This is a genomic window from Shewanella sp. DW31 (genome assembly GCF_015767295.1).
GTDB classification, from domain to species: Bacteria; Pseudomonadota; Gammaproteobacteria; order Enterobacterales; family Shewanellaceae; genus Shewanella; species Shewanella oncorhynchi.
Genome location: NZ_JADWMP020000001.1, coordinates 274,579 through 294,273 on the forward strand (window position 1 = coordinate 274,579; position 19,695 = coordinate 294,273).

Annotated in this window: 15 protein-coding genes and 3 pseudogenes; 9 read left to right on the forward strand and 9 right to left on the reverse strand. The window is 43.7% G+C overall.

The features are described 5' to 3' along the window. Window positions 1–150: 150 nt before the first annotated feature. Window positions 151–1,038 (reverse strand): LysR family transcriptional regulator, encoded by an 888-nt coding sequence (locus GWI56_RS01125; protein WP_198571904.1) that lies wholly within the window; start codon window positions 1,036–1,038, stop codon window positions 151–153. 99 nt (window positions 1,039–1,137) lie between these two features. On the opposite strand from GWI56_RS01125, the gene GWI56_RS01130 reads away from it, so the two are divergent. The 3 genes from GWI56_RS01130 to GWI56_RS01140 all read left to right on the forward strand — a co-directional run bounded on the left by GWI56_RS01130 (window position 1,138) and on the right by GWI56_RS01140 (window position 3,077). Continuing rightward, window positions 1,138–1,761, forward strand: coding sequence for a short chain dehydrogenase (locus GWI56_RS01130; protein WP_198571905.1), 624 nt, complete (start codon window positions 1,138–1,140; stop codon window positions 1,759–1,761). Between the two features lie 151 nt (window positions 1,762–1,912). Then, a complete protein-coding gene (locus tag GWI56_RS01135) occupies window positions 1,913–2,158 on the forward strand; it encodes a DUF3297 family protein (protein ID WP_006080205.1) in 246 nt (81 codons plus the stop codon). Window positions 2,159–2,546: 388 nt separating this feature from the next. Next, a complete protein-coding gene (locus GWI56_RS01140) occupies window positions 2,547–3,077 on the forward strand; it encodes an SMI1/KNR4 family protein (RefSeq protein WP_198571906.1) in 531 nt (176 codons plus the stop codon). A gap of 189 nt (window positions 3,078–3,266) precedes the next feature. Here the strand turns inward: GWI56_RS01140 and thrS are convergent, their stop codons facing one another. After that, window positions 3,267–4,463: a threonine--tRNA ligase gene (gene thrS, locus GWI56_RS01150; protein WP_173496733.1), complete on the reverse strand. Its 1,197-nt coding sequence runs from the start codon at window positions 4,461–4,463 to the stop codon at window positions 3,267–3,269. Window positions 4,464–4,714: 251 nt separating this feature from the next. Here thrS and GWI56_RS01155 point away from each other — a divergent pair. Further along, window positions 4,715–4,801: pseudogene (locus GWI56_RS01155) on the forward strand (DUF3297 family protein); the annotation flags it as partial. Between the two features lie 61 nt (window positions 4,802–4,862). On the opposite strand, the pseudogene GWI56_RS21645 reads toward GWI56_RS01155, so the two are convergent. Further along, a pseudogene (locus GWI56_RS21645) lies at window positions 4,863–5,333 on the reverse strand (ABC transporter substrate-binding protein); the annotation flags it as partial. Window positions 5,334–5,345: 12 nt separating this feature from the next. Next, window positions 5,346–5,726, reverse strand: coding sequence for a hypothetical protein (locus tag GWI56_RS21650; protein WP_242068326.1), 381 nt, complete (start codon window positions 5,724–5,726; stop codon window positions 5,346–5,348). Between the two features lie 64 nt (window positions 5,727–5,790). On the opposite strand from GWI56_RS21650, the pseudogene GWI56_RS01165 reads away from it, so the two are divergent. Both GWI56_RS01165 and GWI56_RS01170 read left to right on the forward strand, forming a co-directional pair. After that, window positions 5,791–5,856: pseudogene (locus tag GWI56_RS01165) on the forward strand (DUF3297 domain-containing protein); the annotation flags it as partial. Window positions 5,857–6,017: 161 nt separating this feature from the next. Then, window positions 6,018–6,578, forward strand: coding sequence for a DUF2726 domain-containing protein (locus tag GWI56_RS01170; protein ID WP_198571907.1), 561 nt, complete (start codon window positions 6,018–6,020; stop codon window positions 6,576–6,578). Window positions 6,579–7,073: 495 nt separating this feature from the next. Here GWI56_RS01170 and GWI56_RS01175 read toward each other — a convergent pair whose 3' ends face one another. After that, entirely contained in the window at window positions 7,074–8,393 is a 1,320-nt protein-coding gene (locus GWI56_RS01175; RefSeq protein ID WP_198571908.1) for an SGNH/GDSL hydrolase family protein, read from the reverse strand. 641 nt (window positions 8,394–9,034) lie between these two features. On the opposite strand from GWI56_RS01175, the gene GWI56_RS01180 reads away from it, so the two are divergent. The 3 genes from GWI56_RS01180 (at window position 9,035) to GWI56_RS01190 (ending at window position 13,300) form a co-directional block, all read left to right on the forward strand. After that, entirely contained in the window at window positions 9,035–9,460 is a 426-nt protein-coding gene (locus GWI56_RS01180; protein ID WP_198571909.1) for a hypothetical protein, read from the forward strand. A gap of 80 nt (window positions 9,461–9,540) precedes the next feature. Beyond that, window positions 9,541–12,438 carry a DEAD/DEAH box helicase gene (locus GWI56_RS01185; RefSeq protein ID WP_198571910.1) on the forward strand — a complete coding sequence of 966 codons (2,898 nt, stop codon included), beginning with the start codon at window positions 9,541–9,543 and terminating at the stop codon, window positions 12,436–12,438. Window positions 12,439–12,877: 439 nt separating this feature from the next. Further along, on the forward strand, window positions 12,878–13,300 hold the full coding sequence (locus GWI56_RS01190; protein WP_242068327.1) for an Imm26 family immunity protein: 423 nt from the start codon (window positions 12,878–12,880) through the stop codon (window positions 13,298–13,300). Window positions 13,301–13,679: 379 nt separating this feature from the next. On the opposite strand, the gene gcvP is transcribed toward GWI56_RS01190, so the two are convergent. The 4 genes from gcvP to GWI56_RS01210 all read right to left on the reverse strand — a co-directional run bounded on the left by gcvP (window position 13,680) and on the right by GWI56_RS01210 (window position 19,677). Further along, window positions 13,680–16,568 (reverse strand): aminomethyl-transferring glycine dehydrogenase, encoded by a 2,889-nt coding sequence (gcvP, locus tag GWI56_RS01195; RefSeq protein ID WP_198571912.1) that lies wholly within the window; start codon window positions 16,566–16,568, stop codon window positions 13,680–13,682. A gap of 122 nt (window positions 16,569–16,690) precedes the next feature. Next, window positions 16,691–17,080 carry a glycine cleavage system protein GcvH gene (gcvH, locus tag GWI56_RS01200; RefSeq protein ID WP_011845766.1) on the reverse strand — a complete coding sequence of 130 codons (390 nt, stop codon included), beginning with the start codon at window positions 17,078–17,080 and terminating at the stop codon, window positions 16,691–16,693. Window positions 17,081–17,105: 25 nt separating this feature from the next. After that, window positions 17,106–18,200, reverse strand: a complete 1,095-nt coding sequence (gene gcvT, locus GWI56_RS01205; protein WP_198571913.1) for a glycine cleavage system aminomethyltransferase GcvT — start codon at window positions 18,198–18,200, stop codon at window positions 17,106–17,108. Between the two features lie 253 nt (window positions 18,201–18,453). Further along, the gene (locus tag GWI56_RS01210; protein ID WP_198571914.1) at window positions 18,454–19,677 is read right to left on the reverse strand and encodes an FAD-dependent monooxygenase; all 1,224 of its coding nucleotides are present in this window, start codon (window positions 19,675–19,677) and stop codon (window positions 18,454–18,456) included. Window positions 19,678–19,695 lie beyond the last annotated feature (18 nt).

Here is a 19,695-nt window from a genome sequence, read left to right on the forward strand (position 1 = left end):
AAACCCGCCCTTCGGGAGCCTCACAGGCATCCCACTCCCGTGTTGCATTGACTTAAAAGGGAATGACCATTTCTGCGTCAATGCGCCTTGGATTGAAATGCCTGTGAGGCTCTGAACTGATTAGATATTTAATGTGATTGGTATGACTCATTAACCCACATATTTTGAGTGAATTTCGCACCAAGTTTGTAGCTTATGTTGTAAATCGCGCAGCTTCTTTGGGTAATGGCTCTGCTTGGCATAAACCATATACAACTCATGTGGATAGCATAGCCATTGGGGAACGAGCAAAGTGAGTTTGTGCTGAACGATATCCTCCTCTACCAAATAATAAGGCAGGCTAGCGATACCTATACCACTCAAAGTAAGCAAATGCGTAGTGGCATAGTTTGAACTGCACAGTGCAGGCTCAAAAGTGAGTGTGAGACTGTCCCCTGCGAGCGGTTCAAACACCCACTGAGTTTCGCCCGAAGACAATAGACGATAATGGCGTAAATCATCAGGGTGACGAACCTCTGCGGCTGCGGGATGTGCGGGCGAAACCACTAAAACATGGCGAATTCTGCCAAGATATTTGGCGATCAGATTATCGCTGTGCGCAATGCTTGTTCTTAAGGCGAGATCAAACTTGCCGAACTCAACATCTTGAATATTCTGCTCAAAACACAGTTCGAGTTTCACTTGAGGATACGTAGCAATAAACTGGAGCAGCATAGGACTCAGCAATTTTTTGCCCAGTTCCGTTGGGGCGGTAAATTTTAAAGTGCCACAGGAGTCCTGCGTTAAATCCTGCACTAAATGTCCAGCTTCATTGGCCAGCCTCTCGATTTCGCAGGCTTTACCATATAACGCTTGCCCTGCTTCGGTCATTGATACTCGCCGAGTGGTTCGGTGGAGTAATTGACAACCCATTTCATCTTCAAGGGATTTAACATGCCGCGACACTAAGCCTTTAGAAGCGCCGAGTTGTTCAGACGCAGCGCTAAAACTGTGCATTTTGGCAACCAGCATAAATGACTGCAGATGAGTGAGATTCATCAATTAAACCCATTAACGAGACAATGTGGTGATTATATGCGCTTTTTCTATTTAATTAACCAGACTATCCTTAATTCGTATTCAATTTAGGAGCATGTCATGAAAATAGTCGTAGTGGGTGCATCAGGCACAATCGGACAAGCCATAGTCCGCTTATTTCATTCAACTCAGCATGAAGTTATTCAGGTAGGGCGAACAACGGGGGATGTCCTGATAGACATTCGGAATGAACATTCACTCCATCAAGGGCTAGAAAAAATCGGTAAAGTCGATGCAATGATTTCGGCCATGGGTGATGTCGTGTTTAAACCCTTCAACGCTATGACCCAAGCAGACTGGTATACAGGGCTCCAAAGTAAGTTATTGGGGCAAATACAGTTAGTGCAAATAGGTAGCCAATACCTCAACGCTGGGGGGAGTTTTACACTGACCAGTGGCATTATTGCCGATGTCCCAGTAAAAGATGGCATCAGTGCCGCCACAATCAATGGCGCACTTGAGCATTTTGTTACCGCCGTCGCGGGAGAATTACCTGCGCAGCAGCGAATAAACATTGTCAGCCCAACGGTATTAAGCGAATCGTTAGCGAGCTATCTGGACTATTTTTCCGGTTTTAGTGCAATCAATGCCGACACATTAGCCAAGGTTTATTTGCGCTCAGTCATGGGCAGAGAAAACGGCCGAGTGCTGAAAGCCTTTTCCAGCTGCGGCACAGTGTCTTAACAGCAGTGTCCTAACAGCGGTGTCCTAACAGGACAACCTAACCTTGTAACGCAAGGCGCGTAATCAGTCACAGTTAAAGTCTTGAGCGTTGCGCTGGGATTGCCTACAATAGCGCACGCTTTTTCACTATAGACAACGACAGATCACGACCATGACCGACACAACATCATTACCTGCTTTACCGGATCGCCTTTCCGTTAACCCACGCAGCCCACACCATGTGGCAGAAATTTTCGAGCACGATATCGGTATTAAGCTCAACGGCAAAGAGCGTTTTGATGTCGAAGAATATTGCATCAGTGAAGGTTGGGTAAAAGTGCCAAGCAAATCCTTAGACCGTCGCGGCCAACCTCTTTTGCTCACAGTAAAAGGCACAGTGGAAGCCTTTTATCGTTAAGCTTTAGTGCAAAGAGCTGGATCATAAAAACGGCCAATCTAATTGGCCGTTTTTGTTTGCCCAGCAGCAAATGATACTAATTCAATACTACTTGCTGAAACTGCACCAGTGCAGTGAACGACTATTCGGAACAGCTATCTAGTCGGTTTTTGGCGAAATGGATTAAATCAAATAGCATTATGCATGCCTACTTATTTGAATATCATTAAGTTTATTTGGGGATTCGCTAGAGAAAAGCGTTAGAGAGAGAGGAGAAATAGTTGATGTCTCGGTAACTCCAATATATAAAGGTCCTTCCAGAATACCGGCAGGTATAACAGTGAATGCTCAAGGTAGTGGTGGTTTCTTTGAAAACATTACTCTTCTTAATCCTCGTGGAATGTAGATCATGACCCTATCTGTATTAAATAGCATTTTAGTTCCCCCTAACTTCCCTAATGAATCTGGGATTGGTAACGTTTGGCCTTCTATAGATGAAGGTCTTAGTTTTCCCCGGGATTACATTGCGTTTATTAATCGTTATGGCACAGGAAGAATTGCCGATTTTATAGCGATATTCAATCCATTTACTACGAATTGTGACCTTGATTTTTTTGAGCAGAAGAAATCAATCATTGAGGATTTCAATTACCTTAATAATGAAGACCCAGAGTATTTTAAATATAACCTCTATCCAGAAATTAATGGCCTTTTACCAATAGGCGTAACGGATAATGGTGATTGCATATTTTGGGTTGTTTCCGATCTAAAAGACAGTGAGACATGGGGCACTGCAATAATCGCATCTAGATCGCCAGATGTAGAATATTTTGATGAAAATATAACCTCTCTATTGACTGGTTTATTGTTAAGAAAAATAAGATCAGGATCATTACCTAATAGTTTCCCTCCTAAAAATGTTACCTTTGAAAAAATTTAAACAAAAAATAAATGGTCATCCGCAATAAATCATGGACCGCCACGGCCAACCACTGCTACTCGCAGTAAAAGGCACAGTTGAAGCCTTTTATCGTTAAGCTTTAGCGCAAAGAGCGGGATCATAAAATGAGTAAAGGCTAGCCGTGGGAACCCTAGCTAGCCTTAGATAACAAACACAGTCTTCCTTACGTTATAGCTTGCATTCTAGTTTATCCGCGAGGTAGTCAGCTAATTCAAAAAGAGGGATGTGTGTCATCACACCGTCTTTGCGGCACTTAACTGAAACCCTATTTTCAGCCTCCTCCTTATCCCCAACCGTTAAGATATAAGGCACTTTTTGCTTGTGAAAACGTTTCATTTTGCGGGCAACTGAGTGTTGACTGATATCAATCAACACTCGCATGTCTCGTGCTAAACATAGTGCGGCTAACTGACGGACAAATTGGCTGTTTGACTCATTCACTGAAGCGATAGCAACAGGCACGGGATGCAACCAATCCGGCAGGTTACCCTGTGAGACTTCCAAGAGAATCCCCAACCAACGCTCGATAGAACCATACATAGCTTGGTGCATAATCACTGGCCGTTCGAATTCACCTTGCTCATTTGTGTAGTGAACATCGAATCTTTCAGGCAAATTGAAATCAAACTGGATAGTTCCACACTGCCAGCGTCTTCCCATAGAATCTGTCAGTGACAATTCAATTTTGGGACCATAAAAAGCCCCTTCGCCAGCTTGATACTCGGCATCAAAGCCCTCAATCTGACAGGCTGAATCCAGTAGCTTTTGTGCTCGGCACCATTGTTCATCGCTGCCTAATGCCTTCTCAGGTTTAGTCGATATTTTTACGTCTAAATTATGGTAGCCGTAATCACCATAAACCTGCTTTGCACGCTGGAGAAAACCACGTATCTCCTCCTCTGCCTGAGACCAACAGCAAAAAACATGGGCATCATCCTGAGTGAACTGGCGTGCGCGCAGGCAACCATTTAACGAGCCTGAGGATTCATTACGGTGCACTAAGCCAAACTCAAATAGTCGCAGTGGCAAATCTCTATGGCTATGTACCCCGCGCTTAAACAGCAAAATATGGGCAGGACAAGACATGGGTTTTAACACATATTCATCCATGTTTTCCTTTCCGCCACCGAAAAACATGTTCTCTGCAAACATGTCCATATGCCCAGACGTTTGCCATAACTCCTTCTTCATAAAAACAGGCGTGTTCACTTCCTCAAAACCATTTCGGCGATACACGCGCCTCATGTGCTCTTGAATGTCTCGGAATAACGCCCAGCCATTCGGGTGCCAAAAAATCATACCCGGCGCCTGTGGTTCAGAGTGAAATAGGTCAAGTTGTTCTGCAATTTCGCGATGTGTTTTCATCATTCTCTCCTAAGTAAAATCTGAGCGAAATACAAAACCAAGGTATAAAAAAACCCTCTGGCGATTTCGCTCAGAGGGTTTTTTTAAAGACGCAAAAAACTACCCCCCGAGAATTCTCGTGGTGGTAGTGGTGGTGTTAATTGCGCTTACGTATATTTTTTTCATGCGCCAGTAATAACAAATCATCCCTATCGCAGCAAGCATTTTGTTTATAAAAAAAATAAATGGCAGACAAAATAAAAACAAAATAAATGGCCATCCATAATGAATTATTAGACCGTCGCGGCCAACCTCTTTTGCTCACAGTAAAAGGCACAGTTGAAGCCTTTTATCGTTAAGCTTTAGCGCAAAGAGCTGGATCATAAAAACGGCCAATTAATATTGGCCGTTTTTGTTTGCCTATTCTACTTCTGCGGCTAAACCATAGGCCTGGTAAATCTGTTTTACACGGCCCGATGCAGCCATATCAAGCAGCGCCCGATTAAGTTCATCGAAAATAGCAGCATGGGTAGAGTTACGGGACATACCAAAATAATGTTCGATCCGATTTGACTGACGGTAATCGGCATAGCTAAAACGATCGTAACCGAGCTGCTTGAAGGCATTCTCAATGGCGGCACGATCGAGCACCACCATAGTGTCAAAACGCCCCATGATAAACATGCGAGCCATGTTTTCATCATCGGTAGACTCAATTTTACGTAGCGCGGGATCTGTATTAAAACGCTCAAAATAAACTGTGCCCCGTTTAACCCCTACAGTAACCTGATACAAATCCTCATAGGACTTAATCCGTCCTTCCTCGCCGGCTTTTACGAGAAACAAAATATCGCGAGTCTGAGTGCCGATAGGACCAAGAAACCGTACAAATGCCTCTCGCTCTTAGTCTCGTATCGTGCGCGGCACAATGTCGACCGTGCCTACCCGCAACTCATGAATGCTGCGAGCAAAAGGACGCGCGCTCCATTCGACGCGATAACCGACCTTAGCCGCCGCTTCCTCAAGAATATCCTTTAACGGACTCGTCATAGTATTAGTTCGCTCATCAAGCACCATCTCAGGAGGACGATGCCGAAAATCGGCACGCAACACGTTAGAAAAAGTAGCCGATTGCAGCTCAGCGGCGACAATGATGCCCGCGAAGATGCCCGCGAAAAAACCACAACCAAGCACACACAAAATTGCGTAGACAGAAGGCAACGAAACAAGGATACTTTTAAAATACATAGAGATACCCGCAAATTTATATGTTGCATTTAGCATAACTCAAAAAATCGAAAACTAAAGTGCATAAAACATTAAAATAAATGGCCATCAATAATGAATCTTAGACCGTCGCGGCCAACCTCTTTTACTCGCAGTAAAAGGCACAGTTGAAGCGTTTTATCGTTAAGACGTATGCGTACTGATAATATCGGTACGACTGTTGATGTAGTGGCTAACAAGATGTAATCACTACACTCAAAGACTCATTATTTTTGGCATAAAAATACTAGTAACTAACGGATATGTACTTAGCAAGTTACAATGACAATACTAAACAAGGATGTAATGATGAATTCGAATCAATTAATACTTATCGGGCTGGGTTTGGCGATTATCATTTTCGTGCCGCTACTCTTACGCATTTTCACTAATCTGCTTATCCCATCTTCAGATAATAACTATCGCTACCGTAAACAAGATGCCCTATTTTCCAGTGCTGAACGCTCCTTTCTCGGGATATTAGATCAAGCTGTAGGCGAACAATACCGAGTTCTGGGCAAAGTGCGTATCGCCGACGTTATCACCCCAGAAAAAGGCATGAACCGCAAACACTGGCAAATTGCCTTTAATAGAATTTCAGCCAAGCACTTCGATTACTTACTCTGCGACAAAAATACACTTGAAGTTATCGCCGCCATCGAACTCGACGATAAAAGCCATAAGCAAACACGTACTCAGCAACGCGACCTCCTCATCGAGCAAGCCTGCGAAAACGCCAAACTGCCATTAATCCGCTTCGATGCCAAACGCAGCTATCAGCTAGAGCTTATTCGCAGCACTATACATGCAGCCTTACCTGCAAAAACTCACGCTGCTGAAGAGTCGCCAATCATACTGACCGCGGACTAAACATAAACTAAATCCATGAACACTACACATCCTGAGTTTAAGGATGTTAAGCTTGAGTCGATTTTTTACCCTTATGCTGCTTTTTGAATTCATGTACATCATGTAAGCGAGCAGCGCTTACTCGTCTAACAGCGCTTGAGATTTAAAGCGGCCTTCCCCAAACGCACCTTTAATACTTGTCTTCACGATTGGCCGTGCGAGCAATTTCTTCAATAAAACAAAGCATAAGCTAGCTAATACTACTTAGCAGCTCATTCTACTCGGCGAGCAACACGTCAAGTAACATGATTTCACCACTGTTCAAAGTATCAGCATTATTCGGGCAATTTAACAGCGGTGCTAAAAAATACAAAAAGATGTGGCTTTACTGGCTTAAATTATAACTGACTCAATTGACTCATGGAGGTAAAGCAGCTTTGACTGGCTTACCTCCATATTATTGATTATTTAGAGATATATTTAACCAAAATATCTTACTCACCGACTATTCTTCTGTTAATGACGATTAAAAAAACCTGTTTCAATAATCTTATCCGCAAAAACTTTATGCACGGCAGTCGTTGGATGAGTGATCCCCCAAAACAGATACTTATCAGAGCCATAGTAGGCGCAATCTTTTGTTAAGCTGTGTGACAACAAATAATCCTTACTACTATCTCTATTGATATCTAAGCAAGCATCTGTGACATTAACAAAACCATACTCTTTAGGGTTTTGAATAATTTCATCGAAGATAGAATGAGCATCAAACAACACTAGATCTATACCTTTTGCTTGATACAACAGAGCCTGCTGTTTAATAAAACCATTGAACTCTTCAATTTTTGATTTTATTTTTACAATGTTTTCTTGAGTAGAATACTTGAACTGTGGTGCGCGCGTAGCATCGGGCAATGTGAATAAAATAATATGCTGAGCCCCGCCTTCATCAACTAAACGCTTTAACCCATCACTTAAGTTCTGACTCACATCTTTAACCTCACGATCATAATTCATGAAATCATTAAGGCCAATTTCAAGTGTAAATAACGTATTTGCAGGCTGGTAATTTTCAGCCTTTTTTAAATAATGAAAATAGGATTGTATTTGATGACCTAAACCGGGAATAATCTTATATTCATCAATACCTGCGGCCCCGCCAACAGACCAATTATACAGAGGAATATTCTGCGATTTAGCTAAATATTCCGGCCATACAAATCCATTAGAAAAATGCCCTAAAAACCAAGAGTTAGGATTTGGAAATCGCCACTCAGAACCATTAAATAGATTTCCCGTATCAGACAAACTATCACCAAATGCGATAATTTTGTTAATTTTATTCCCTTGTTCCGCCTTATCTTGCGTCCAGACAGTCTGATTAAATGACAATTTTTCATTAGCAGCAAAGAAGGTAATGTCTGCGACTTCGTTGCTTGAAACCCCTAATGTATCGACACACCGTTGCATGATTTCATCTTGTGACGTCTCTGTATAAAACATATTTTTACCCGAAAGCTTATGTCTCCAAGCGCCTTGAATAGAATAATATTCATCACTGTCCTTTTGCTTTGCCCATCTATGTTCAGTTGCAGGATTATTATGCGTTTGATCTAATCTATACCAACAACGAATATAAGTATGACTGTGACCAGCTTCCAAATGGTTATCTGGACCATCTGTCTCATCTATATCATCTATCTCATCGATATCCGCAGTTCTAAGCGTTTCCAATATGCTAGTTTGGCTCTCCATATCATCCCTAAACGTTTCATTAGCAGCCCAAGCAGCTGAAAAAGGTAGGGTTAATGAAAAAAATAATAAAGCCTTATTCATACATTTCCTTAACAAAAATAAAATCAACACATATAAATTGGCCATAAAATTAAAATTGAGAAACCTAGTAATTCAATAGACTAATAAGTTTTTTCACAGCCAATATCAGAATAAATATTAAGTATGGGAGAATAATGATAAAAAACTCAAAAAAATATTATAATTAGTATGTTGACGCTTAAAACTGGTCCGATGAGGCAATATAAAATATCCTTACTACGGGTAGTTATTTACATGAAGTGCTTAATCTTGTTTAACACTTGTGTAGATCGGCAAGTTTAGTAAGGAAAAATATCAGAATCTAAAAACGCGACGCGACAAATGATACCTATCAGATCTTTTCCCCAGAGTAACTTGTATACAAGTTGTTATTTAAAATACATTTTTGTGATAAAGCGCATTGATTAAACCGTATTGAGCGGGTTAAAGTGTGACCACAAAGTAAAAAGTGTGACCACTCAGGAAAATGCAGGGCAAACTCGAACTCAATCATCGAGCACGCCATTTAGGGAAGAAGAAGCAAATCAGTTATCTGCCTCACCCCTCTTAACAGCCACCTCTGTCACCCAGCTAAATCAGCACAGGGGAAGCCTGTGTAAGTAATGGAATTAATGCTAAACCTTTTGATTTCAAGGATGTAAATGGCAGATTTTACTAACAATTTTTTATCGGTAGTGATCATCCTCTCCAGCATGTTTGTCACTATTGGAGTGATGTGCGCGCAGAACAAACACGGGCGATTAAACTTCCCCTCGTGGACAGAAACCAAACCCATAGAACAAGCGCAGCGCCAAGCACTCTTGTTAAGAGAACGGGTCAGCCAATGGTTAACCAAGGCCACAGGCTCCCCCGTCGCCGCCACCCCAGCCCTAGTATTCCCCGGCTGGTATGTCACAAGTCAATCAAAACCACCGTTCCCACATCTTTGTTATAAAGAGCTGAACCACAAACAATTAGTCGGCACTATCCCAACACTTAAAACCCAAGCCCTTACCCAGCAAAAGGTCGACACCATCATCTACCAAGTCGCCCAAAGGTGCCTAAGTAAAAGCGAGGTTGGGAAATGATGGGAAATTAAAGTTATTTAGCTAACTGAATTACATGAACTACATCGAGGAAATTGAATAAAAGAAATAAGGATTCTGTTATGAAAAATTACCTACCTATAAATCACTCACTCACAGAAGTAGTCTTAAATAACTTAGTACATAAAGAGGGCGATAACTATTCAATTAGCGATGTACAGTTTGCAGCACTTGAAGCTGGTGTGGGTGGTGGAGAAAGCATTTTAGTTGTTTCACCAACATCAACAGGTAAAACCCAAATCGCAACATGGGGACTAGCAAATGGCATTCAAGCTGGCTGCACAACTGTATATCTTGTCACTCATAGAGCGTTAGCTAAGCAAAAATTTGCAGATTTCAAAGTTCAATTACTTCCAACCCTCTTAGAGAATGATCAAAGCTCACTCGTTATTGCGACTGGGGATCTCATTGAAGATGCAAATAATGAATTACCAAGTGATCCTCTAAACTCGAGGCTCCTAGTTGCTACTTACGAAAAGTACCTAGCTATGTTATCTGCATCAGGCATTCCTAAAGATATGAGCAACACAGTTATAGTCTGTGATGAAATACAATTAATTGGAGACAAGTATCGAGGTCAAAGTGTTGAGGTTCTCCTAACGTTATTAAAAACTGCAGGCTGGCGTCAATTTGTTGGACTTTCTGCGGTACTCCAAAGTAGTGACGCTGAAATGCTAGCTAATTGGCTTGGGATTAAATTAGTTAAACAGGTTATACGAGAAAAACACCTTAACTACGAATGTTGGGGGCAAAACTCTATTGCTTCATGCAGCACAGCATTACCTGATGAGATTGTGGAAAACAGGCCTTTACCACCAAATACTGAATCAAATGCACTTTCAATCGTTTCACATTTACTAAAACATGAATCCCCTCCTACACCAATTATTGTTTTTTGTATGAAAAAGCAAGATACATATGATTTAGCAAAACTATTTGTTGAAAAATATATATCACCTTCAAGTCCACAGCTTTCCCTGGCTTTTGAGGAGTTACCTGAGACAAGTGCAAATCAGTTTCTATCAGGAATAATTGAACATAGAATAGGTTCACATAGTGCTGATTTGACAGATGAAGAGCGAAATATTATAGAGACTCAACTAATAGAAAATAAATTAGATGTCGTCTTTGCTACATCTACACTTGGTGCAGGTGTTAACTTTCCACTCGGTGCTGCAGTATTCTCTTCTTGGAAACGCTGGGATGGTGATAAAAGACAGCATATTCCAATTGATGCTGCGGAATTCCATAACATGTCAGGCCGCGTTGGCCGAATGGGTTTTGAACATGAAGTAGGTAGGGTAATTTTTACGGCTATTACTCCAATTGACAAAATGTTGGCTGGACATTACTTGAATTTATCGACACTACCAGCACTGCAAAGTAGAGTTTATCCCTCTGGTTTCGAGCAACTTTCACTTCAACTAATTGCATCTGGCTTATGCAATTCTGTAGCAACAATTTCAGATTTAATTTGTGGCACTTTAAGCGGCTTAAGGGAAGCTGATAATAATTTAAATAATTTTAAAAATTGGCCATCTTGTATCCAAACAGCTGTAGATCAACTAGCTACAAAAGGAATGCTTATAAAAACTGGTTCAGGTTTATTAATAACAACAGAAATAGGTAAAGCGACAGCGTTTAGTGGCCTTCAACCTAATACTGGTATTAACTTATTAGAATATTGTACAAAAAAGATTGATGTTTTTATTGACTGCCTGAATAATAGAGATGAAAAAACTTTGGCTTTCCTTATTTTCTCAGCATGTTTTTCAAGTCAAGAGTTTACAGCCCAAGATGGTAAACAGCCTACTAGATTTCTACCATACCCATTGGGAACGTATTTATTCGATCCATCTAACCATGCCCCAAATCTATATGAGCCAGTATGGCAAGCAAATATTCCAGCAATAAATGGAGCTAAAATTTCATTAGATTGGATTTCAGGGTTTGAAATTAGAGCACTAGAGCAATATTTACCTAATCTAACAGCTGGAATGCTAAGTGAAATGTTTAGAAATCTTATATGGGTCATGCAAGGACTATCTACAATTATAATGTCTGCTGTTGATACAAGAGTTCCGATTTCTAGTAGGCCTTCTTTTTTACAAAATAATGATGATTTATTGAAAAAGCTTAGGAAGTTACCAAGGACAATTAGACGTTTAAGTTACAGACTAAACGAGGGACTTCCCGATGATGTTCTCTGGATGACTGCAATATCTAAAGTAAAAAGCACTCAAAATTTTAAAATCAATAGAAATGAAATATTAAAGTTTAAAGAGTTAAACATAACTTCCTCTGAAATATTATGTTTAGGAAGCTCAGAATTAGACGCAATTAGATTATCTGTTTTCAACAAAATTAAACCTTCTCCTCACCAGAAAGCAAACTGGCTAAGGGATGCATGCAGACAATGGAAAACATTACAAAGAAAAGACGCTGCAACTCGCCATATAAATAAGGCTAAACAGTGTGGTTTAGGCTTACTATTTGAAAGTTACTATTCTTCTCTAGGTGATAATTTTGAAGTTTCATTAGAAAACCTTTTAAAAGCTTTAGGTATATTATTCGAAAAAATTGATGATAAACAAAAAACAGGTGCACCTGATTATTTGTTAAAAATAAAAAACTCTCCAAAATTAGTTTTAGAATTAAAATCTAAAAAAGGAGATAAACTTGTTGATTATAATGGTGCTACCGAAGTTCTTGCAGCTTCAGAAATTCATGGGCATGGAGATGCATTCTGCTGCACCTTATGCCATCCAGGAGTTGATCCGAGCGTTGCTCCTGTCATAACAAACTGCGGGCGATTAAGCGTTGTCGAAAGCCATGATCTTGGAGAGGCATTACTTCGTTTAGCAATAGGAGTAATAACACAGGAACAGCTTTGGCATTGGCTTGCAACACCTGGGCAAGCTCTAATGGATGACCTCCCATATCGTGATAATACTGTTTAACCTATCAAAAGTTAGCAAATGTTAACAACATGCTAAGGTATATATGGTCACCTCGGGGTTGGAAACAAATGTCACGACAGGCATAACTCTTCACTCAATGGTTACACCAGAACTGGCATTGTTGCACCAGTGACCTTCTAAAACATGGATGTTTTAGTAGAGCCTACAAGGATGTATCTACGGCGAGTCACTGGTGTAACAGTGCGAAAGCCTGCGGCAGGCAATTGGGAAATGCCTTTGCCAAAAGCCATGATAAAGCTATTTCGCACCACTGAACTCAGCAGAAATAAAATTCAAACCATTAATCACAGATATAAAAAAGCGAACAACCATTTAAGATGGTGGCACAATTTAACCCTTCTAAAGTAGAAAGTTGTGATTGGGGTGATAAGATACTGGGTGATGCTCTTTCTATTCTAAGAGGTAAAAGATTTTGAAAATGAGATATCAAGAAGGTGATATTTTTATTATTCCTACAGAGGGTAAATTTGTCATCTGCCAAATTGTTTTTGCTCCGAAAGGGAAGTTTAAGCAAGTAATAGGTTTCTGCGTCCTATTTATACAGGATAATAAAGTTTTTAAAAGTGATGACGTACTTCGCCCTCTTCCTATCATGGATATGGGGAAAGAGATGAAAGTTATATTTACTGGAAATCAAAATGTAAAAAATGGTTCTTGGGAGATAATTGGACATGCAGACCTGACCGAAGATAAAGACGAGTTAAGGATCTTTAATTACGCAGGAGGACTATATAAGGGAGAGGAAGAAATTAAACGAATCCCTGTCTCTGAGTATAATAACTATACCTCAATGGAGGTGTATGGTTTCGAGCTTGTTAATAGCTTATTGGCAAGCTTGTAACACCTCTGTTTTATCAGCCAGCGTCTCGTATTTGGGGAATGTCAGAACAAGCATAACTCTGTACTAAACCGTTGCACCAGTGACCTTCTAACACATGGGAGCCTACAAGGACGCTAATATTTAAATCTTAGGCGGCGTGTCACAGGTGTAGCTCATACAAGAGCGTCAAGAGCATGCAGAATCCTGCGGCAGGCAATAAAAAAGCGACCTTTCGGTCGCTTTTTCCTGCTTCAAATTCGCTGAAGCCAACTACACCATAATTGCGTTGCTGGCGAAGCTAATGCAAGGCGGATTGAAAGCTTTCGCGCGGAGTTGACTCCTGTCAATGAGCACGAAAGCTGAGATTCAGCGCCGCAGTAGCTAGCCTAAGCAGCAATTATTACTCGTAGTCTGATAATGGTGCACACGAACACATTAGGTTCCGGTCGCCGTAAACATCATCGATACGATTCACGGTTGGCCAGAACTTGTTAGTGCGTACTGCTGCACTTGGGAACACGGCCACTTCGCGGCTGTATGGACGCGTATCGAACTCTGGGTCCATGATATCGGCCATAGTGTGCGGTGCGTTGTGCAGCGGGTTGTTGTCCGCTGGCCATTCACCCGATTCCACTTTGGCGATTTCAGCGCGGATTGACACCATAGCGTCGATGAAACGATCGAGTTCCACCTTAGACTCAGATTCCGTAGGCTCAATCATCAGAGTTCCCGCAACAGGGAAGCTCATGGTTGGCGCGTGGAAACCGTAGTCATTCAAACGCTTAGCGATATCCATTTCGGTCACGCCTGAGGCTTCTTTCAGTGGGCGTAGGTCGATAATACATTCGTGCGCGACGCGATCGTTACGGCCACGGAACAATACTGGGTAGTGTTCAGACAGCTTCTTCATCACGTAGTTAGCGTTTAACAGCGCAGTTTGGGTAGACTTTTTCAGGCCTTTTGAACCAAGCAGCTTAATGTACATCCAGCTGATCGGCAGAATGCCTGCGCTACCGTAAGGTGCGGCTGATACGGCGCCATTGTTGTCGCTCACGCGGCCCGGTTTAACCACAACGTGACCCGCAACAAATGGGGCTAAGTGTGATTTCACGCCGATTGGGCCCATACCTGGACCACCACCGCCGTGTGGAATCGCGAAGGTTTTGTGCAGGTTAAGGTGTGATACGTCGGCACCGATAAAGCCAGGAGACGTTAAGCCGACCTGAGCGTTCATGTTGGCGCCATCTAAGTACACTTGACCGCCGTGCTGATGCACTATGTTGCAGATTTCGCGGATAGATTCTTCATACACACCGTGGGTCGATGGGTAAGTGATCATGATGCAAGACAGGTTTTCAGCCACTTCGGCAGCTTTAGTCTTCAGATCTTCTAAATCGACGTTACCTTGCTTATCACACGCCGTCACCACCACTTGCATACCAGCTAATTGTGCCGATGCTGGGTTAGTACCGTGGGCAGATTGCGGGATCAAACAGATGTTTCTGTGCGCATCGCCGCGTGACTCATGGTATTTCTTGATGGCTAACAAGCCAGCGTATTCACCTTGAGCGCCAGAGTTAGGTTGGATGCACACAGCGTCGTAGCCTGTGATGTTCACTAACCAGGTCGACAACTCTTCAATCAACTGAGTAAAGCCTTTGGCTTGATCCAGTGGGCTGAATGGGTGCATGTTGGCAAATTCAGGCCAGCTCACAGGGAGCATTTCAACCGCTGCGTTTAACTTCATGGTGCATGAGCCCAGTGAAATCATCGAGTAGTTAAGAGCTAAATCTTTGCTTTCGAGACGTTTGATATAACGCATCATCTCGGTTTCGCTTTGATAGCGATTGAAGGTTGGGTGGCTTAAAATCGCATCTTGGCGCACGAGTGCCGCCGGAATCGATTGGCTACCTTGGCTAACTATTTGCGCGTCTAACGCGGCAACATCTAAACCATGGCCAGCACCTAAGATCACATCGAACAAGGCGTCGATATCTGTGCGCAACGTAGTTTCGTCTAAGCTCACGCCCACAATACCATCGGCATCGAAACGTAGATTCATTTCAGCAGCCAGTGCGCGTGCATTGACGGCAGCAACATCTAAGCCTTTGATGCTAACTGTATCAAACCAAGTGCTGTTGACTAAGTTCACGCCCTTCGCTTTTAAGCCTGCCGCTAAAATGTCGGCGAAACGGTGAATGCGTGACGCGATAGTTTTCAGGCCATCTGGGCCGTGGAATACGGCGTAGAAAGACGCCATATTCGCTAGCAGAATTTGTGCAGTACAAATGTTTGAGTTGGCTTTTTCGCGACGGATATGTTGCTCACGAGTTTGCATTGCCATACGCAGTGCGCGGTTACCACGGGCGTCTTTTGACACACCAATGATACGGCCAGGCATAGAACGTTTGTGCTCGTCACGGGCAACGAAGAAGGCCGCGTGTGGGCCACCAAAGCCCATTGGCACGCCAAAACGCTGCGCACTACCGAATACCACATCGGCACCCATAGCGCCCGGTGATTTCAGTAATACCAAGGACATAATGTCGGCGGCGACAGTCACAACCACATTCTTCGCACGCAGAGTTGCGAATAATTCGCTGAAGTCAGTGATTTGACCGAAACGGTTAGTATATTGGAACAAAGCACCAAACAGCTCATGGTTAACGGCCTCAGATGCTGGGCCAACCACCACTTCAAAACCAAAACACTCAGCGCGGGTTTTCACTACGTCTAAGGTTTGCGGGAACACATCATCGGCAACGAAGAAGATATTGGCTTTTTTCGCTTTAGAAACGCGCTTTGCCAGCGCCATCGCTTCGGCAGCAGCAGTTGCTTCATCTAACAAAGAAGCAGAAGCCAAATCTAAACCCGTTAAGTCCATCGACACTTGTTGGAAGTTTAGAATGGCTTCTAAACGGCCTTGGGCGATTTCTGGCTGATATGGCGTATAAGCCGTGTACCAACCTGGGTTTTCAAATACGTTACGCAGGATCACGTTTGGCACTTGAGTGCCGTAGTAACCCATGCCGATATAGCTCTTAAATACTTGGTTTTGTTTCGCTAAACCACGAATGTAAGCAATGCCTTCGGCTTCGCCGCAGGAATCACCAATGCTCAGATCTTGGCTTAAACGGATCGACTCAGGCACAATTTGCGCGGTCAGATCGTCCAGAGACTCAGCACCAACATAGTTCAGCATGGCTTGCTGTTGGCTGCTATCTGGGCCGATATGACGACGTAGGAATAAATCGTGCTGTTCTAACTGAGTGAGGGTTTGCTTGGTCATGATAAACCTTGTTCCAGATTTGCCGAAATTCAGAACTGTAGGGTACTGATTAACGGACTGTTGTTATGTCAATCTTGCGCTAAAACAAACGAAGCCCCTTAGGGCTTCGTTAGCGTCGACGATTATTCTTCGTCGATGACAGCTTGGTAGCCTTCAGCATCCAGCAGAGCGTCGACTTCTGATTCGTCAGAAGGCATTACGCGGAAGAACCAGCCTTCGCCGTAAGCACTGCTGTTAACGAGTTCTGGCGAATCTTCCAGCGCTTCGTTCACGGCAATCACTTCGCCAGAAATAGGGGCATAAATGTCAGACGCCGCTTTTACTGATTCAGCTACAGCACAGTCTTCACCCGCAGTCACAGTGTCGCCAACTTCTGGGAGTTCAACGAAAACCATGTCACCTAACAGCTCTTGGGCGTGCTCAGTGATACCTACTGTGTAGCTACCGTCTTCTTCCTTGCGGATCCATTCGTGTGAAGAGGCGTATTTCAGTTCTGTCGGAATATTGCTCATTGTTCTTGTTCCTTGTTCCGTTTTTTTAAAATGCTTGTTTACCGTTGCGCACAAAGTTTGGCGCCACTACTCTAACAGCCACACGTTTTTTACGCATTTCGACTTCCGCAGTATCCCCAATCGAGCTAGGAACACGTGCCATCGCAATAGAATAGCCCAATGTTGGCGAGAAAGTCCCGCTGGTGATCACGCCTTGTTGCTCTACACCGGCTGCGTCAGTGAAAAATACTGGCATATCATGGCGTAACACGCCCTTTTCTTCCATCACTAGACCAACAAGTTTGCTGGTTCCGGCATCGCGAAGTGTTTCGAGGGCTTTACGGCCGATGAAGTCACGGTCGCTTGGTTCCCATGCAATAGTCCAGCCCATGTTGGCGGCCAATGGGTTGATGGTTTCGTCCATGTCTAAGCCGTAAAGGTTCATACCAGCTTCGAGACGCAGCGTGTCACGGGCACCGAGACCACAAGGTTTAACCCCTTGATCTAACAATGCTTGCCACAAGGCTTGGGCTTCATCTTCTGGGACGATAATTTCGTAGCCCGCTTCGCCTGTGTAACCCGTAGTCGCAATAAACAGTGAGCCTGCTTGCTTACCGAAGAAAGGTTTCATGCCTTCGATGGCGGTGTTTTGCTCGGCACTGAACACAGCAGCGGCTTTCGCTTTTGCGTTAGGACCTTGAACGGCAATCATCGCCAGCTCAGGACGCTCAGTCACAGTGACATCAAAACCTTGGGATTGCTTGGCGATCCAAGCGAGATCTTTTTCGCGGGTCGCTGAGTTCACTACCACGCGGTAGTTAGTGTCAGTGAGGTAATAAGTGATAAGGTCGTCGATGATACCGGCATTGTCATCTAACATACCGCTGTATAAGGCTTTACCTGGCACTTTAAGTCTAGCCACATCGTTCGCCAGCAACTTACGTAGAAATGCACCAGCGTCGCTACCTATCACATCAACCACAGTCATGTGGGATACGTCGAACATACCCGCGTCTTGACGCACAGCGTTGTGTTCTTCGATTTGTGAACCATAGTTGAGGGGCATATCCCAACCGTGGAAGTCGACCATCTTAGCGTTTGATTCTAAGTGCTTGTTAAACAGAATAGTTTTGTTAGCCATTGTTATCCCTTTTTGCGGCCTTTTTCAGGTCTCTGCCTAGTGTAGGGTGTAGATACTAGGGTCTAAAATGCGGCGAAATTATACCTTGCGTCACAAATTTGTATACAGGAGATTTTTCTAATCCGAAGCCATTGTCATTAGATTTTCTCATCTTCAACATGTAATTTTTTTACATGCGAAGGCCAGATTTGCGCAGCTTGCAGCCAAACTGCTGATATTGTCAGCAATTCTGATCACATTAGCGCAACCTAGGCTAACGGCACAACTTAGGCAGTGCCGACTTATTGCCCATGGCCTGTTGTATGAACACTGTTTTCAGCCCAGCGACATTATCAACCAGATTTAATCCCAGATCGCGAATCGCCTTTTTGACTGGGTTTGAACCTTCGAATAGGCGTTTAAAGCCCTCCATCGCCGCGATCATCTCCATTGCATCGGCTTTGCGCCAACGTTCAAGTGCACGCAGCTGCGCATAATCGCCGATATCTTTACCCGCTTGCTGTAATTCGCTGATCACTTCGATAATGCTGGCCGCATCTAAAAAGCCGAGATTCACCCCTTGGCCAGCCAGCGGATGAATAGTATGGGCTGCATCACCTGCTAACACTAAACGGTGGCGGGCAAAATGACGGGCGTAGCGCATCCGTAATGGAAAGGCTTGGCGCTCGCTTTCCAGCTTGCAAATCCCTAAACGACCGTCGAAAGCCGCGGTTAAGTTGCGCTCGAATTGCACTTTGTCCATCGCCAGTAATTCAGTGGCGCGCTCAGGCGGCACCGACCAGACGATAGAGCAGAGATTGTCTTCATACAGAGGTAAAAATGCTAGCGGGCCGTCCTGCAAAAACACTTGGCGGGCGGTGGCAAGGTGTGGCATTTCGGTGCGAATAGTTGCGACGATTGCGTGGTGGCCGTAATCCCAAAAGGTCAGCGGGATCTTGCACTGCTCGCGCACCCAAGAGTTGGCGCCATCAGCGGCTATCACAAGTGCAGCACTGACACTTTCTATTTCAGAATCGGCGCCATTGGCAAGGGTCAACCAAGCTTCGCGCTCACCAAAAGCAATGCGCTCTAAGCGTTGGTTTTGAATATGGGTGATATTGTCAAACTCACTGGCGCGTTTGGCGAGGGCAAAGCTAATGGCATCGTTTTCGATAATCGCGCCGAGACTGGTTTCGCTGATGCTGTTGGCATCAAAGGCAATTTTACCGAAACCGTCTTTATCCCACACCGCCATTTTTTGATAAGGCGTGGCGCGGGAAGTGTCTAAATAACTCCATGCCCCTAAGTTTTCTAACAAGCGTTGGCTCGCCTTATTGATGGCGCTCACCCGTAAACGCGGCTCGCCGCTCACGGCCTCAGTGTGGCCCGCATCGATAACGACGACATTCAGATCGGCCTGCGCCAATCCAATCGCGGTGGCGAGTCCCACCATGCCGCCACCCACAATGGCGATGTCATAGGCTTGTGAACTTAACATGGGTACATCCTTTTCGCG